We start from the raw sequence: 15987 nt of genomic DNA, 5'->3' as shown, positions 1-15987 counted from the left end.
ATGTGCATGACTCGGCAACAACAAGGAGGATCGTGCATGCTGGTTGGGGAACGCCGTGAACTGCTGCTGGCCCGGCTGGCCGCCGACGGCAAGGTGCTGGCGAAGGACGTCGCGGCCGAACTCGGCGTCTCCGAAGACAGCATCCGCCGCGACCTGCGGGACCTGGCCTCCGCCGGGCTCTGCCAGCGCGTCTACGGCGGGGCGCTGCCGGTCTCCCCCGCCGTCGCCGACTACGCGAGCCGCACGGCCATCGCCGTCGACGGCAAGGACCGGGTCGCCCGGGTCGCCGCGCAGCTGGTCCGGCCCGGCTCGACCGTCATCCTCGACGGCGGCACCACCACCCTCGCCGTCGCGAAAGCCCTGCCCGCAGACCTCGAAGCCACGGTCGTCACGCACAGCCCGACCGTCGCCGTCGCCCTGCTCGAGCACCCGGGCATCGACGTCTTCCTGCTCGGCGGCCGCCTGTTCCGGCACTCCGCGGTCACCTGCGGCGCCGCCGCGGCCGAGGCCGCCCAGTCGATCAGCGCCGAGGTCTTCCTGCTCGGCGTCACCGGCGTCCACCCCGAAGCCGGGCTCACCACCGGGGACGCCGACGAAGCCGCGATGAAGCGCACGCTGGCCCGGCGCGCGGCCGACACCTACGTCCTGGCCAGCGCCGAGAAGATCGGCGCCGCGTCCCGCTTCAGCGTCCTGCCCTTCGGTGACGTCGCCGGCGTGCTCACCGACGCCGAGAACGTGCAGGAACTTGCAGAGCGCGTGCCGATCCTGCCGGCCTGACCTCGACGTACCACTCCCGGCCCGCCACCACCGCGAACAGCGGCGACGGCAGCCACACCAGCAGCCGCAGCACCGCCGCGAGCCGCCCGCTCCCCCGCACGTCGGACACGTGCGCCGCCAGCGCCGCCTGCTTGCGCCCGGCGAATCGCCGCACGTCGAACCGGTGGGTGACCGACGCCGCCGGGCTGTAGGCGTGCTCGAGCGCTTCGGCGTCGTAGTCGAACGGGATCCGCAGCGCCCGCAGGATCCGGACGAACCGCAACGCGAAGTCACGCGGCAGCGTGGCCTCCAGCAGCCGCGTCCCGGTCAGCCGGGCCGCGCGCCGGGCGACCTCGTGCACCTTGACGTGGTCGCGGTGGCCGTAGCCGCCGTTGGCGTCGTAACCGAGCAGCAGGTCGGCCTTCTCCTCGTGCAGGATCGCGGCGAGCCGGTGCGCGGCCTCCTCGGTATCCGCGCGGGCGAAGCGTTGCCGGCCGGGCGGATCCGGGTACAGCTCGGGTCCGTGGCCGCTGTCGGCGTACCCGAGGTGCACGACGCGCCGGACGCCGAGGATGGCGGCACTGGCCTCCAGCTCGGCCCACCGCGCGCTCGGGTGCTCCCCGGACATGCCGTCGGTGGCCACGACGACCACCACCCGGTGCCCGTCGGCCGCCGCGCGGGCCAGGGTGCCGCCGCTGAGCAGCACGGGGTCGTCGGCGTGGGCGTGGAGGGCCACGATGGTCGTCATCGGCCCCATGATGGCCGAGAACAGGAGAAATCGGCATGAGTGAACACCGGCGGCGCGGTTCGACGCCGAGGTGCGCCCGGCGAGTCCCCCTGCGAAGCCGCACAGGGCGGCGCGTTCGCCGATCGTGACCGCGCGGGTCAGCCCCGCTTGACCAGCCGGCGCAGCTGGTGCCAGCGGCGCTCCGCACCCCAGGTGGCCACCCGCAGGAACGCCTCGCGGATGATCGAGCCGTCCATCTTCGACTCGCCGATCTCGCGCTCGGTGAAGGTGATCGGCACCTCGACGATCTCGAACCCGGCGTCGGCCGTGCGCAGCGTCAGGTCGATCTGGAAGCAGTAGCCGTGCGAGTTGACCTCGTCCAGCGCCAGCTTCTCCAGCACCGGACGGCGGTAGGCGCGGAACCCGGCGGTGATGTCGCGGGTGCGCATGCCCAGCGCGAGCTGCGAGTAGAGGTTGGCGCCGCGCGAGAGGACCTGCCGCTTGAGCGGCCAGTTCACCACGCTGCCGCCCGGGACGTACCGCGAGCCGATGGCCAGGTCGGCGTCGCCGACCGCGTCCAGCAGCCGCGGCAGGTCCTCCGGCGCGTGCGAGCCGTCGGCGTCCATCTCGACGATCGTGTTGTACTCCCGCGCCAGCCCCCACCGGAACCCGGCGATGTAGGCGGCGCCCAGGCCGGCCTTCTCGGTGCGGTGCATGACGTGGACGTGGTCGTTCGCGGCGGCGCGCTCGTCGGCGAGCTCACCGGTGCCGTCCGGGCTGCCGTCGTCCACCACGAGCACGTGCACGTCCGGCAGTGCCTTGTGCAGGCGATCCAAGATCGGGCCGAGGTTCTCCCGCTCGTTGTAGGTCGGGATCACCACCAGCACCGGCTCGATTTCCCGGGCCCCCCGCGGCGCCTGCGACATCCGTGTTTCCTCCGATATCCCCGGCGGTCAGTCCGCCGTGTCCCCTGCCGTGCCGGCGCTGGCGCGCCGAGTGCGAAAACGGAGCACGAGCCCGCCGGCCACCCCGGCGATCGCCAGTGCCAGCAAGCCGTACTCCGTCCACGCACCGAGTCGATCCGACAGCGTAGTCTGCGTCCGCAGCGGCACGCGCCCGACCAGGGAATCCGCGGTGAAAAGGCCCGTTGAGCTGGTAACCGTCCCGTCGGGGGCGACCACGGCGCTCACCCCGGAGACCGCGGACACCACGACGGCCCGGCCGTGCTCGACCGCGCGCAGCCGCGACATCGCCAGCTGCTGCAGGCTCATCTCGCTCTCGCCGTACCAGGCGTTGTTGGTCGGCACCACGAGCACTTCGGCGCCGTCGCGCACGGCGTCGCGGGCCGGGTAGTCGAACGCGGCCTCGTAGCAGACGAACACCCCGACCTTCGTGCCCGCGATGGCGATGGCCTGGTTCGCGCCGTCGCCGGGGACCATGTCCACGGTCTCGGAGTCGAGGAAGGGGGTGACGAGCTCGGCGACCTTGCGGGCGGGCACGTACTCGCCGAAGGGCACCAGCTGCTGCTTCGCGTAGCGCTGGCCCGGGCCGGTGTGCGGGTCCCAGGCGATGACGGAGTTCTGCAGGTGCCGGTCGGGCAGCTCGTAGAGCGCGCCGATCAGCGCGGGCACGCCGAAGCTCGCGACGAGCTGGTCGACCTGCGGGTCGGGGCCGGTGACGGTGGTGGCGCTCTCCGGCCACAGCACCAGGTCGGGCTTCGGGACCTGGCCGGCGTGGATGGCGTCGAGCAGCCGCTCGCTCTCGGCGATGGTGTTGCGGCGCAGCAGCTCGCGCTCGCCCTGCAGCGCGAGGCCGATGTCGGGGGCGTTGCCCTGGACGGTCGCGATGGTGCGTTCGCCGTCCTGGGCGCCGGTCCCGATGGTCGGCCACAGCGCCAGCCCGGCCACGACCGGCAGCAGCGTGCCGGCCGCGGCGAACACGGTCCGCCGGGCCCGCAGGGCCGCCGTGAGCGCCGCACGGCCGTTCCAGAGCCGTGCGGCGACCGCGGCCAGGCAGAAGCCGCTCAGGACGACGGCGAGGCCGACCAGTGGTGCGCCGCCGATCGAGGCCAGCGGCAGGAACGCGCCTTCGGGCTGGCTGAAGGCGACCCGGCCCCACGGGAAGCCACCGAAGGGGAACCACGCGCGGGGTGTCTCCAGGGCGATGAACACCAGCGCGCCCCACAGCGGCGCGAGCGGCAGCCGGGCCACCCAGGTGATGAGCCCGCCGGCGAGGCCGTAGTAGAGCGCCAGCGCGAAGGACAGGCCCAGCCACGGCCACGGGCCGAAGTCCGGGCCGAGGAAATCCAGCAGCCAGGTCAGCAGCGGCAGGAAGAAGACGAACCCGAACGCGAAGCCGTAGCCGAACGCGCCCCGGAAGGTGCGCCCGCGCAGGACGCAGGCGAAGCCGGCGAAGGCCAGCGGCGCGAGCCACCACAGCGGGCGCGGCGCGAAGCTCAGGTAGTAGGCGAAACCGGACACCAGCGCCGCGGCCAGCCGCAGCAGCCAGGCACGGGGGAACCGCCGCACGCGGGCGGGTTGGTGCGGGGCGCCCGGTTCGGGGTCCGCCACGGTGACTGCCACGCCTGAGAACTCTAGGTGATGGCGTCGTGGAGGACTTCACCCGCGCGCACCGTGCGCAGGCAGCCCGGCAACGCCGCGTCCGGCTCGAGGCGCGGCAGGGGCGGCACGCCGGCGCGCGGGTCGGTCGACCAGCGCTGGACGCGGCTGTCGGGGGTGGCCACGACGAGGTCGGTGGCGTCCCAGATCGCGTAGTGCGCGGGCGCGCCGGGCACCAGGCTGCCGGTGATCCCGTCGTTGACGCCGGCGGCGCGGTGCCCGGCCCGGGTGTGGGCGGTGAAGGCCGCGCGCGGCGACAGGCCCGCGCCCGGGGTGCGGTGGTAGGCGCCCGCGCGGACGCTGCCCCACGGGTCGAGCGGGGTCACCGGGGCGTCGGAGCCGAAGGCCAGCACGACGCCTGCGGCGGCGAGCGTCGAGAAGGGGTTCAGCCCGGCCGCGCGGTCCGCGCCGAGCCGTTCGGCGTACATGCCTTCCGGGCCGCCCCACAGCGCGTCGAACAGTGGTTGCACCGAGGCGGTCACGCCCCAGCCGGCCAGCAGCTTCGCCTGCTCGGCGGTGACCATCTCCAGGTGCTCGAGGCGGTGGTGGCGGGCGGCCAGCGCCCGCTGCCCGACCTCCTTCTCGGCGAGGCGGAAGCCTTCGACGACTTCGGTGACGGCGGCGTCGCCGATGACGTGGAAGCCGGCCTGCAGCCCGGCTTCGGTGCAGGCGGCCAGGTGCTCGCCGATGCGGTGGGCGTCGAGGTAGCGCGCGCCGGAGCCGTCGTGGTCGGCGTAGGGCTCGCTCAGCGCGGCGGTGTGGGAGCCGAGGGCGCCGTCGACGAACAGGTCACCGGCCAGGCCGCGGACGCCGAGCTGCTTCGCGGCCTCGACGGCGCCGAGCTCGCCCCAGTAGCCGACGACCTCGGCGGTGTGCGGGCCGGCGAGGTCGAGCAGGGCGGCGAGGTCGTCGTGGCCGGAGATGTCGGGGCCGGCGCATTCGTGGACGCTGACGATGCCCCGGGCGGCGGCTTCGGCGAGGAACGCGCGTTGGGCCCGTTCGCGCTGCTCGGGGGTGATGGCGGCGCGCACGGCCGCGCGCACGGCGTGGTGGGCGGCGCGGGTCAGCGGGCCCTCGGGGGCGAAGCCGTCGGCGTCGCGGGCGGCCGGGGCGAGCTCGAGCAGGGCGGTGGAGACCAGCGCCGAGTGGACGTCGACGCGGCTGAGGTAGACGGGGGCCCCGCCGGCGGCGGCGTCGAGCTCGGTGCGGCTGGGCAGCCGGGGGTCGGTCCAGGCGCTTTCGTCCCAGCCGTGGGCGAGCAGGACCTGGCCGGGAACGACGGCGTCGCGGACGCGGGCCAGCAGCTCGGCGCCGCTGTGGACGCCGGTGAGGTCGAGGCCGGTCAGGTGCAGGCCGGTGGCGGTGGCGTGGACGTGGGCGTCGACGAACGCGGGCGCCACGAACGCGCCGTCGAGGTCGACGACCTCGGCGCCGGGGTGCAGGGCGCGGGCCGGGGCGTCCTGCCCGACCCAGACCACGGTGCCGCCGGTGACCGCCATGGCCGTGGTGTCGGGGCCGGCGGGAGTGTAGATGCGCCCGCCGAGCAGGAGCGTCGTGTGTTCGTCCGTCACACCCCCGAGTTTGCCCTCGCGTGCCGGGCGTACTGCACCTGGGGGAAGACCCGCCAGCGCGCAGGAAGATTTACTCCGTGAGAACGTTATGACAGGATATTTTTACGCGTTCCCGACGACTAGGAGTACAAGTGACTGCGATCCAGGAACCTGTGACGCCTGCCGCCGCCTTCGACCAGCCCTACGAGTACGCCCGCGCCGAGCTGGTGGAACCCGACTGGCGCCGTTTCCCCGGCTGGCACGACGTGACCGACGCCGAGTGGCGTGACGCGCAGTGGCAGCGGGTGCACTGCGTCCGCAACGTCAAGCAGCTGCGCGCCCTGATGGGCGACCTGCTGGAGGAGCGCTTCTACGACGACCTGCTCGCCGACCAGCGCGAGCTGGCGACGATGTCGATGCTGCTGCCGCCGCAGATGATCAACACGATGGCCCCGACGGCCGGCACGGACCCGGCCAAGGTCACCGAGGCGTTCTACGCCGACCCGATCCGCCGCTACATGCTGCCGGTGAAGAGCGACCGCGACGGCACGTGGCCGAGCCACCCGCACTCGGAGCGCGACTCGCTGCACGAGGCCGAGATGTGGGTCGTCGAGGGGTTGACCCACCGCTACCCGACCAAGGTGCTGGCCGAGATGATCTCGACCTGCCCCCAGTACTGCGGGCACTGCACCCGCATGGACCTGGTCGGCAACTCCACCGAAACCGTCGAGAAGCACAAGCTCTCGCTCAAGCCGGTCGACCGTCAGGACGCGATGATCGCGTACCTGAAGAAGACCCCGGGCGTCCGCGACGTGGTGGTGTCGGGCGGCGACGTGGCGAACGTGCCGTGGCCGCAGCTGGAGTCGTTCCTGATGCGCCTGATGGACATCGACACCGTCCGCGACATCCGCCTGGCGACGAAGGCCCTGGCGGCGCTGCCCCAGCACTGGCTCCAGCCGAAGGTCGTCGAGGGCCTCGAGCGCGTCGCCGTGACGGCCCAGCGCCGCGGGGTGAACCTGGCGATCCACACTCACGTCAACCACGCCCAGTCGGTGACGCCGCTGGTGGCGGAGGCGGCCCAGACGGCGCTGAACGTGGGTGTGCGCGACGTGCGCAACCAGGGTGTGCTGATGCGCGGGGTGAACGCCACGCCGGCGGCGCTGCTCGATCTGTGCTTCGCGCTGCAGGGGGAAGCGAACATCCTGCCGTACTACTTCTACATGTGCGACATGATCCCGAACGCGGAGCACTGGCGCGTTTCGGTGCACGAGGCGCAGGAGCTGCAGCACGCGATCATGGGCTACCTGCCCGGATACGCGACGCCGCGCATCGTCTGCGACGTCCCCTACGTCGGGAAGCGGTGGGTGCACCAGCTGGCCGACTACGACCGGGAGCTGGGGATCTCCTACTGGACGAAGAACTACCGGACGGGGATCGAGCTGGAGGACCCGGAGGCGTTGCAGCGGCGGTACCCGTACTACGACCCGATCTCCACGCTGCCCGAGGCCGGGCAGACCTGGTGGGCCGGCCAGCCCCGGCCCTGATGCCCGTGGGGTGGTCGAGGCCGGCGGTCTCGACCACCCCGGATCACTCCTCGAACCGGTGACGGTTCCCCCATTCAGGCCTCGCCGACCACTCGGCGTGAATCTAGGGTGCGAGATTCATCCCACCCGGAGGGGGCGCCTGATGGCAGCGATGAGTGTCGGCAAGATCATGAAGCACCAGCACAAGAAGGTCGTCATCCTCCGGACCGGGTTGAGCATCGACGGTTCGGCCGCTGTGCAGATCGTCCCGCTCAGCGCGAGGAAGCCGTCGGGTGGTGGTCGGTACGTGGAGGCGAAGACCTGGGTGAGCGTCTACTGGGTCCCGCTCGACCAGGTGAAGGTCGTCAAGGCCACGGACGTGGTCGAAGCCGCCACCTACCCGGGACGGCTCCCCCACGATCCGTTGAAGGCTGTCTTGAAGGAACTGGGGTAACGGGTTCCCGCTGAGCCGGCGCGGCCGCGGTTCAGCCCAGCAGCGCCAGGACGGCGGCGGACCTGGCGGGGTCCAGGAACCGCAGCCCCATGAAGTTGTCCCCTTCGGTGAAGCCGGGCAACGCCCAGATCGCTTCGTAGGGCACCGCCACCGTCCGGTACCGCCGCAGGCTGTAGACGTTGCTCCACACGCACTTGCCGGGCTCCGGCTGCCACAGCCGCCGCGCGAAGGCCGGTGCGCGGAAGCTGTGCCCCACTTCGCCGACCGCCCGGACGTGCTTGCCGCCGGTGAGCAGGACGACGTCGCCGGTGGCCACGGTGGCCATCCGCTTGTCGTGCTTCTCCGTGGCTCCCCAGAACCGGGCCCGCCCGTCCGGGTGCAGCTGGTGCAGCCGCACCCGGTCCGCCGGTGGCGCGTCCCGGAACGGCACGGCCCGGTCGAGCGTCGCGGCGCCGTAGCGGCGTGCCTCGGGGGTGCCGTAGGACGGCTGGATGAACACCTGAGCCACGCGGCGACCCTACTTCTGCCACTGCCCGGCGGTCGGCTTGCCCGGCAGCGGCGTCGTGTCCGCCCAGTTGGTCTGCGGGTTGGGCAACCCGCCGCCGGGCTGCTTCCACAGCTGGAGGTTGACCGGGCGGCCGCTCTCCATCGCCGCGGCGAAGGTGTGGTGGCCGTCGCCGGCCAGCTTGAGCTGGTTGGAGCCCGGCGGGTAGTAGACCTTGATGTCCACCGGGGTGTTCATCAGGCCGTCCTGCTTCCACTTCGCGATCTTGTCGTCGATCACGCCCTGGAAGATGTGCTCCTGCATCGGGGTCACGTCGCCGTACTGGCTGCCGCCGATCTTCTGCGGCTCCGGCTTGAACGTGTACTCCCCCTGCAGCTTGTTCGGCGCACCCGGGCCCGGCTGGTGGAAGTCGGCCTTGCCTGCCGGTGGCTTCGGCGCCGGGTTGCCCGCGGTGCCCGGCGCGCCGCCCGCATCGGGCTTCGGCTGCGCGGGGGTCGGAGTGTCGGGCTTCGGTTCGATCTTCGGTTTCGTGTCCCTCGGCGGCACCGGCGGCGGGGCCGGCTTGCTGCTCGCCGGCGCCGTGTTGCCCGGCTTCGCGCCCGGCTTGGGAGGCACGGGCGGCTTGCCGCCGGGCTTCGGGGTGATCTTCGGTTTCGAGCTCCGCGGCGGCACCGGGGGCGGCGTGGGCTTCGCCGCGCTGCCGCCGGTGTTGCCGGCGTCGTGCCCGGCCTTCGGGGTCGGCGGGGCGTCCCCGCCACCCGCGGACTGCGAGGTGGTGCCGCAGTTCATCAGCCCCAGCGCCAGCGCGCGCCTTCCACCGGCAGCTGCGTGCCCTCGCCGCGGGGGTAGACGAGGATCGTGCCGAGGGGTGAGTAGTAGCAGACGTGCTCGTCGTCGACCTCGAGCCGCTGGTCCACTGTGGACGACCAGGAGACGCCGAACCAGTGCCCCGCCCGGTAGGTCGAGACGTGCGTGCGGGCCGCCGCGACCACCGGAACGGGCTGCCCGTCCGGTCACCGGTGGTGCCCGACGAGGTCGCTTCGAAGCGTCACGCGCTCGCCGCCGCGGCCAACCGGCACCCGGGGAAGATCCGCAGGCGTCACACGAGCCCATCCGGATGCGCGTGCCAACCGAGGATCGCGGCATCGGCGGTGCGCCGGTCGAGGAGGACGGGAACAAGTGCGGGCTGCCCGAAACTGGCACGTGACCGGGTAGCCGCCAGGCGGAGATCAGGCCGAGACCGCGCACCGTAACAAGCACACCGGCGCGGGCGTCATCAGACCCACGCGATCCGCGGGAGGGTGAGCATGACGGCAACGACACCGATCGAAGAGCACGCCGGCGAGCAACCGGCCGAACCGGAACCCCCGGCCGGGGACCGAAGACGGACGGAGTCCCCGCGCTCGCACCTGCTGGGCGCGTTGGGCTACCTCTTCCTCTTCTCGTGGCCGCTGGTCGTCTTCCTGGGCATCTGGCGCGAGCTCCTGCCCGGCCCGCTTTACTTCGTCCTGCTGGGGTTCGCGGTCCTGCTCTACGCCGGCGTGCTGCTCAACCAGTTCACGACCAAGCTCGGCAGCGCCGAGGCGAAGGGAAAGCGCAACCTCGGCGGCACCGTGGAGGCGGGTGCGGTCGAGCAGCTGGCCAAGCACCTGCGCAACGACCTGGACGGCATCTCGGGCCAGCACCTGCAGCAGTTCGCGTGGTCGCTGCTGACCCCGGCGGCGGTGCGCCGGCGGGGTCACCGACGAGTACACCCCGGACCACCGGACGCTGCGCAAGTCGGTGTCGATCGAGTTCTCCTTCGACCGCCGGTTCCACCAGTGGCCGGTCAGCGGCAACGGCCACTCCGCGGCGCACGGCGACGGCGCGCTGGTCGCGATCACGCTGCCGAAGAAGGGCCAGCTGTACGACCACTTCACCATCACCGACGCCTCGGGCACGCCGATCCCCCGGCTGTTGCAGGTGGAGTACCGGCTCCTGGTCGCGAAGACGTTGCGGGCGCTGCTGCTGGCCGCGTTCGGCACCGGGGACCTGTCCGAACCGGCGCGGCGGGCCGAGCGGGACGGGCTGGAGGAGATCGTCCGGTTCGGGCTGCCGGAGCCGCGACGCGAGGAGAGCGACGCCGCGTTCCGGCGCCGGTTCGCCGCCCACCTGACGCACCGGCGGGAGGTGCTCGAACGGATCGAAGGGCTGGCGATCCCGCCCGGGGGTGATCGCCGGTTCCTGCGGCTGGCGGTCGAGCTGGTTTCGAAGCTGTCGCTCAACTACGCGGTCGTGGTGGCCATCCCCGGCGACGGCGCCCGGTATGTCGTCAAGTACGGCTACACCCTGATCCCCGATCTGGAGCTGGGCAAGGTCACCGGCCGGCGGGGGTTGCGCAGCCGGTTGCACTTCCTGATGGGCACGCGGCCGGTGTTCCTGTCGGTGAGCGCGCGCAACGCCGCCTACTGCCAGAGCTACCACCTGGCGATCAACGCCGCCAGCAACCTCTACGTCGGGGACTTCGACATCTCCGCCGTCACCGACCACATCGACGCCGAGGCGTCGGCGGTGCGCCGGAAGAAGCCGCACTGGCGGGTGCGTGGCCGGCGGGGCCAGCACTACTTCCACTTCCACACCCGGGACCTGCGGGTGCTGGGGCGCCAAGGTGACGCCGACAAGCTGACGGTGAAGGTCAAGTTCTTCGAGGTGCCACCCGGTTCCCTCGGCCACGCCGGGATCGCCGCGCTGGCCTGCCTGGCGATCGTGGCCGCGGTCGGCTGGACCGTGACGAAGGTGTCCGATGTGGACGACATCGACACGCAGATCGCCGCGTTCCTGCTGGCTTTCCCGGGGCTGGCCGCGGCGTGGCTGGGGTTCGAGGCGAAGTCGGCGCACTTGTTCGAAGGCAGCTTGACCGCGCGGCTGTCGTCGCTGGTGACGTTCCTGCTGTCGATGTTCGCCAGTGTCCTGTTGCTGCTGACCACCTCGCACGTCGTGCACCAGCACCCGGTGCCGTTGTTCGTGTTCGGGACCGCGGACGGGCCGTGGTCGGTGCTGGTCGCGTTCGCGCTGCTGCACGCCGCGGCGATCTGCGCGATCTGGTGGCAACGGGCGGCGATCTACCGGCGGCTGGCGGTGCGGCCGGTGGGCAGCACCCGGCCCCTGGCCATGGCTTCGACCGAACCCTGACGGAGGTTGCGATGCCCAAGACCGGTTTCACGCGGTGGCTCGGTGGCGTTCTGCTGAGCCGCCAGAGCCGCGACTACCTGGCCGCGGCCGCGGCGGAACGGCGGTACAACAACCGCGAGCGCGACGAGGTGGAGGAGGCGCAGTGGAACGTCAAGACCGTCGACTGGCCGCTGAGCCATCCCGACGACGTCGCCGACGACGACGGCTTCCGGCTGCTCGGCAGTGACGCCTACGTGCAGGCCCTCGGTGGTCTCGGGGCGAGTTACCGGGACCAGCCGCTGGCCGAGCCGGGGTAGGCCGGCGGCTCAGCCGCCGTGGGTGGAGTCGCTCTGGTAGTCGGTGTAGGTGTAGGGGTTGTCGAGGATCTTCGTCTCCGGGACGTCCGGGTTCATCCCCTGCCGCCACGCCTGTTCGCCCAGCTGGGCACGCAGGTACTCGACCGTCGACTCCACCTGGCGGCGGACCGCCGGGAGGTCGGCGCCGACCAGGCGGCCGTCGCGCTTGACGACCTCGCCGCCGACCAGCACGGTGTGGACGTCGCCGCGCTGGGCCTGGAACGCCACGTGGCCGTAGGGGTTCAGCAGCGGGAACGACACCGGTGAGTGCTCGTTCTTCAGCAGCACGACGTCGGCCTTCTTGCCGGCTTCGAGGCTGCCGATGTCCGTGCGGCCCAACGCGGCCGCGCCGCCGCGGGTGGCCCATTCCACGACCTGCTCGGCGCGCAGCGCCGCGTGGGTCACGGTCTCGCCCTTGGCGTGGGCTTCGAGGTGTTCGCGTGAGCGGTCGGCGCCGAGGGTGGTGCGCATCGCCGAGAACAGGTCGCCGCTCCACCAGACCGAGGTGTCCATCGACAGCGACACCGGGATGCCGTACTGGCGCAGGGCCCAGGTGGAGGGGTAGCCCTGGCCCGCGCTCTGCTCGCTTTCGGTCGAGACCGACGCCGACCCGCCGGTCGCGGCGATCCGGTGGTAGGAGTCCGCCGAGAGCGACGCGCTGTGCACGTAGACGGTTTCCGGGGTCATGAAGCCGTGCTCGTGCATCAGCCGGATGCCGTCGTCACCGGTCGCGCCCCAGACGCCGGCGTGGGTGGTCACCGGGACGCCGAGCTCGCGCGCCACCTCGAAGGCCGGCTTCTCCGGGAAGGCCGGGTCGCCGGTGACGTCGAAGGCGAGCTGGAAGCCCAGGTCGCCGCCGGTGCGGCGGGCGACGAAGTCGCGGAACTCGGGGGTGGCCGTCCAGTTCGCCGGGGCGTCCTGGATGTTGCCGTAGGCCAGCACGAACCGGCCGGGCACGGCTTCGAGCGCGTCGGCCGCGGCGTCGGCGTGCTGGGTGGTGCGCAGGCCGTGGGACCAGTCCACCGTGGTCGTGACGCCCGCTTCGAGTGCTTCCCACGCGCCGAGCACGTTGCCCGCGTAGATGTCTTCGGGGCGGAACACCTTGCCCCATTCGAGGTAGTACCAGACGAAGTACTGCGTGAGGGTCCAGTCGGCGCCATAGCCGCGCATGGCCGTCTGCCACAGGTGGCGGTGGGTGTCGATCATGCCGGGCATGACGATGCCGCCCGCGGCGTCGATCTCTTCCGTGCCCGCGGGCACTTCCAGGGCGGGGCCGATCGCGGCGATCTCGCCGCCGGTGACCAGGACGTCTTCGCCGGGCAGCACCCGGTGGGCGTCGTCGAGGGTCAGCACCGTGCCGCCCCGCAGGACGATCGATCCGGACATGGCTGCCTCCGGTTGCGTACACTCGTCCGCTCTACGGACACTCGTGGGGTCGAGTCACCTTTGCCCAGCGCCGCGCCGGTGTCAATCCCCGCCGCTACGCTGCGGGCGGGACCACGGGAGAGGGAGGTCGCGCATGCCACGCGAGGGAACGGGCCCGGACTTCATCGAAGCGCTGGCGCGCGGGCTCGAGGTGATCACCGCGTTCGGGCCGGGGCAGCCGGAGATGACGCTCGCCGAGGTGGCCACCGCGGCGAGCCTGGCGCGGCCGACCGCGCGGCGGATCCTGCTGACGCTCGAGGAGCTCGGCTACGTCCGCGCGGGCGGGCGCGGCTACGCGCTCACCCCGCGCGTGCTGGACCTCGGCGTGTCCTACGTGCGCTCGATGGGCCTGTGGGACGTCGCGCGCCCGCACCTGGAACGCCTGGTCGCGCGCACGAACGAGTCGTGTTCGATCGCGCAGCTCGACGGCTCGGACATCGTCTACGTCGCCCGGGTGGCGGTGCCGAAGATCGTGGCGCTCACGGTGCAGATCGGCACCCGGTTCCCGGCGCTGCCGACGTCGCTGGGCAAGGTCCAGCTGGCCGCGCTGGGGCCGGCCGAGCTGGACGCGGTGCTGGCCCAGCCGACCCGCTCGGGCCTGGTCCCGCGGTGGCGGCCGGAGCGGGCCGAGCGCGACGCCGAGCTGCGTGAGGTCCGCGCCCGCGGCTGGGCGCTGACCGACGAGCAGCTCGCGCTGGGCATCCGGTCGGTGGCCGCCCCGCTGCGGGACGGGTCCGGGCGGGTGATCGCCGGGGTCAACGTCAACTGCCACGCCGCGGAGACGCCGGTGGAGCGGCTGCTGGAGCACCACCTGCCGCTGCTGCTGCAGACCGCCGGGGAGATCAGCGCGGACTTCGCGCGGCTGGACACCGTCCCGCACGTCACCGTGCCCGCGGTGTCTTGACCACCGGGACACGCGGGAGGAGACTGCGGACGAGCGTCCGTCAGACGGACAGGAAGTGAGGAACCGGGTGGACAACAGCGCAGCCGGCCCGTTGTCCGGGCTGCTGGTCGCGGACTTCTCCCGGGTGCTCGCCGGGCCCTACGCCACGATGCTGCTGGCCGACCTGGGCGCCGAAGTCGTCAAGGTCGAGGGACCCCAGGGCGATGAGACACGCACGTGGATGCCGCCGGTGCGCGGGGACGTCTCGACCTACTACCTCGGCGTCAACCGCGGAAAGCGCTCCATCGCCCTCGACCTGCGGGACGAAACCGACGCCGCCCTCGCGCGCGAGCTGGCCACCCGCGCCGACGTGGTGATCGAGAACTTCAAGCCCGGCGGCCTGGCCAAGTACGGCCTCGACTTCGCCGCGGTCCGCCAGGCCAACCCCGCCACGGTGTACGCCTCGATCAGCGGGTTCGGCTCCGGCGAGGGCGCGCACGTGCCGGGCTACGACCTGATGGTGCAGGCCGTCTCGGGGCTGATGAGCCTGACCGGCGACCCGGCAGGCCCGCCGTACCGGGCTGGGATCTCGGTGTTCGACGTGATGGCCGGCAACCACGCGGTGATCGGCATCCTCGCCGCGCTGCGCCACCGCGACGCCACCGGCGAAGGACAGCACGTCGAGGTCAACCTCCTGTCCTCGGCGCTGACCGGCCTGGTCAACCACAGCTCCGCCTACGCCGCCGGCGGTGTGGTCCCCTACCGGATGGGCAACGCGCACCCGAGCGTCTTCCCCTACGAGCCGCTGCCCACCGCGGACGCCGACCTGATCGTCGCCGCGGCCAACGACGGGCAGTTCCGCCGGCTCTGCGAGGTGCTGGACCTGCCGGACGTGCCGGCCGACCCGCGCTTCGCCCGCAACGCCGACCGGACGGAGAACCGCGAGCAGCTGCGGCCGATCCTGGTGGCGCGGCTCAAGACCAGGACCGCGGTCGACTGGTTCGACGCGCTGACCGAGGTCGGTGTCCCGTGTGGACCGATCAACACCATCGACGGCGGTTTCGCGATGGCCGAACGCTTCGGGCTCGACCCGGTCGTCGAGGTCGGCGAGGGCGACCGGGCGGTACCCACGACACGGCACCCGATCCGGTTCTCCGCGACGCCCGCGACCTACCGGCTGCCGCCGCCGGAGCTCGACGAACACGGCGCGCAGCTGCGCGCGTGGCTGACGGAGGACGGGCCATGACCGACCACGCCTACGAAACCGCGCTGGGATCGTCCACCAAGGACAAGATCACCCTGCTCGGCCAGGACCTCGCCGAGGACGTGATGGGCACGGTCGGGTTCGGTGAGCTGGCGTTCTGGCTGGCCACCCAGCGCCGCCCGAGCAAGGGCGAGACGCGGGTGTTCGAGGCGGTGCTGGCCGCGCTGGCCGACCACGGGTTCACCCCGACCGCGATCGTCACCCGGCTGACCTACCTCTCCGCCCCCGACTCGGTGCAGGGCGCGCTCGCGGCCGGGCTGCTGGGTGGCGGGTCGCGGTTCCTGGGCGTCACCGAGGACTGCGGCCGGTTCCTGCACGACGTCCTGACCACTGTGGACACCCCGCCGACCGACGACGAAGGCTGGGACGCGCTCGCGCTCACCACCGTCGAAAACCGCCGCGCGGAGCGGAAGTTCGTCCCCGGGCTCGGGCACCACGTGCACAAGGACGGCGACCCGCGCACCCGGCGGCTGTTCGAGATCGCCGCCGAAGAAGGCCTGCGCGGCCCGCACCTGGAGCTGTTCGCCGCGATCGGCCGCGTGCACCCGCGGGTGCTCGGCAAGACGTTGCCGCTCAACGGCGCCGGGGTCTGCGGGGCGGCGCTGGCCGACCTCGGGCTGCCGCTGGAGCTGCTGCGCGGGTTCGCGTTGCTGGCCCGCACGGCCGGGTTGATCGGGCAGCTGGCCGAGGAGCTGCGGCACCCGGTCGCGAACGACATCTTCCTGTCCGTCGACCTGAACAACCGGCCGGTCCCGCCGGACCCGCCAGCGTGAGAG

General features: G+C 72.5%; 16 protein-coding genes. 8 read left to right on the top strand and 8 right to left on the bottom strand.

Annotation, left to right across the window (positions count from 1 at the left end; genetic code table 11):
* Nucleotides 1-36 precede the first annotated feature (36 nt).
* The gene (locus M8542_RS05575) at nucleotides 37-777 is read left to right on the top strand and encodes a DeoR/GlpR family DNA-binding transcription regulator (RefSeq protein ID WP_257918903.1); all 741 of its coding nucleotides are present in this window, start codon (nucleotides 37-39) and stop codon (nucleotides 775-777) included.
* On the opposite strand, the gene M8542_RS05570 is transcribed toward M8542_RS05575, so the two are convergent.
* From M8542_RS05570 to M8542_RS05555, 4 genes are all read right to left on the bottom strand, one after another.
* The gene (locus M8542_RS05570; RefSeq protein ID WP_257918902.1) at nucleotides 719-1504 is read right to left on the bottom strand and encodes a PIG-L deacetylase family protein; all 786 of its coding nucleotides are present in this window, start codon (nucleotides 1502-1504) and stop codon (nucleotides 719-721) included. The genes M8542_RS05575 and M8542_RS05570 overlap by 59 nt on opposite strands.
* A gap of 137 nt (nucleotides 1505-1641) precedes the next feature.
* Nucleotides 1642-2409 carry a polyprenol monophosphomannose synthase gene (locus M8542_RS05565; RefSeq protein ID WP_257918901.1) on the bottom strand — a complete coding sequence of 256 codons (768 nt, stop codon included), beginning with the start codon at nucleotides 2407-2409 and terminating at the stop codon, nucleotides 1642-1644.
* 27 nt (nucleotides 2410-2436) lie between these two features.
* Entirely contained in the window at nucleotides 2437-4065 is a 1629-nt protein-coding gene (gene lnt / locus M8542_RS05560) for an apolipoprotein N-acyltransferase (RefSeq protein ID WP_257918900.1), read from the bottom strand.
* 11 nt (nucleotides 4066-4076) lie between these two features.
* A complete protein-coding gene (locus M8542_RS05555) occupies nucleotides 4077-5672 on the bottom strand; it encodes an amidohydrolase (protein ID WP_257918899.1) in 1596 nt (531 codons plus the stop codon).
* 131 nt (nucleotides 5673-5803) lie between these two features.
* Here M8542_RS05555 and M8542_RS05550 point away from each other — a divergent pair, with 131 nt between their 5' ends.
* Nucleotides 5804-7195, top strand: coding sequence for a KamA family radical SAM protein (locus M8542_RS05550; RefSeq protein WP_257918898.1), 1392 nt, complete (start codon nucleotides 5804-5806; stop codon nucleotides 7193-7195).
* Between the two features lie 142 nt (nucleotides 7196-7337).
* Complete coding sequence (locus M8542_RS05545) at nucleotides 7338-7628, top strand: hypothetical protein (RefSeq protein ID WP_257918897.1); 291 nt, start codon at nucleotides 7338-7340, stop codon at nucleotides 7626-7628.
* Between the two features lie 31 nt (nucleotides 7629-7659).
* Here the strand turns inward: M8542_RS05545 and M8542_RS05540 are convergent, their stop codons facing one another.
* Genes M8542_RS05540 through M8542_RS05530 form a run of 3 tightly spaced genes read right to left on the bottom strand, consistent with a single transcriptional unit; the run spans nucleotide 7660 to nucleotide 9125 of the window.
* Nucleotides 7660-8136 carry a hypothetical protein gene (locus M8542_RS05540; protein WP_257918896.1) on the bottom strand — a complete coding sequence of 159 codons (477 nt, stop codon included), beginning with the start codon at nucleotides 8134-8136 and terminating at the stop codon, nucleotides 7660-7662.
* A 9-nt stretch (nucleotides 8137-8145) separates the two neighbouring features.
* On the bottom strand, nucleotides 8146-8922 hold the full coding sequence (locus tag M8542_RS05535) for a hypothetical protein (RefSeq protein WP_257918895.1): 777 nt from the start codon (nucleotides 8920-8922) through the stop codon (nucleotides 8146-8148).
* Complete coding sequence (locus M8542_RS05530) at nucleotides 8922-9125, bottom strand: DUF6531 domain-containing protein (protein WP_257918894.1); 204 nt, start codon at nucleotides 9123-9125, stop codon at nucleotides 8922-8924. Before M8542_RS05530 ends, M8542_RS05535 begins: the two co-directional genes overlap by 1 nt.
* 790 nt (nucleotides 9126-9915) lie before the next feature.
* Here M8542_RS05530 and M8542_RS05525 point away from each other — a divergent pair.
* Entirely contained in the window at nucleotides 9916-11304 is a 1389-nt protein-coding gene (locus M8542_RS05525; RefSeq protein ID WP_257918893.1) for a hypothetical protein, read from the top strand.
* An 11-nt stretch (nucleotides 11305-11315) separates the two neighbouring features.
* Nucleotides 11316-11600: a hypothetical protein gene (locus M8542_RS05520; protein WP_257918892.1), complete on the top strand. Its 285-nt coding sequence runs from the start codon at nucleotides 11316-11318 to the stop codon at nucleotides 11598-11600.
* Nucleotides 11601-11609: 9 nt separating this feature from the next.
* Here M8542_RS05520 and M8542_RS05515 read toward each other — a convergent pair whose 3' ends face one another.
* A complete protein-coding gene (locus M8542_RS05515) occupies nucleotides 11610-13025 on the bottom strand; it encodes an amidohydrolase family protein (protein WP_257918891.1) in 1416 nt (471 codons plus the stop codon).
* A gap of 133 nt (nucleotides 13026-13158) precedes the next feature.
* Between M8542_RS05515 and M8542_RS05510 the strand changes: the two genes are divergently transcribed.
* From M8542_RS05510 to M8542_RS05500, 3 genes are all read left to right on the top strand, one after another.
* Nucleotides 13159-13968 carry an IclR family transcriptional regulator domain-containing protein gene (locus M8542_RS05510; protein ID WP_257918890.1) on the top strand — a complete coding sequence of 270 codons (810 nt, stop codon included), beginning with the start codon at nucleotides 13159-13161 and terminating at the stop codon, nucleotides 13966-13968.
* 67 nt (nucleotides 13969-14035) lie between these two features.
* On the top strand, nucleotides 14036-15193 hold the full coding sequence (locus M8542_RS05505) for a CaiB/BaiF CoA transferase family protein (protein WP_257918889.1): 1158 nt from the start codon (nucleotides 14036-14038) through the stop codon (nucleotides 15191-15193).
* Nucleotides 15190-15984, top strand: a complete 795-nt coding sequence (locus M8542_RS05500) for a citryl-CoA lyase (protein ID WP_257918888.1) — start codon at nucleotides 15190-15192, stop codon at nucleotides 15982-15984. Before M8542_RS05505 ends, M8542_RS05500 begins: the two co-directional genes overlap by 4 nt.
* Nucleotides 15985-15987 lie beyond the last annotated feature (3 nt).

It is taken from the genome of Amycolatopsis iheyensis (assembly GCF_024703995.1).
GTDB classification, from domain to species: domain Bacteria; phylum Actinomycetota; class Actinomycetes; order Mycobacteriales; family Pseudonocardiaceae; genus Amycolatopsis; species Amycolatopsis iheyensis.
This window is presented reverse-complemented; position numbering and strand designations above follow the sequence as displayed.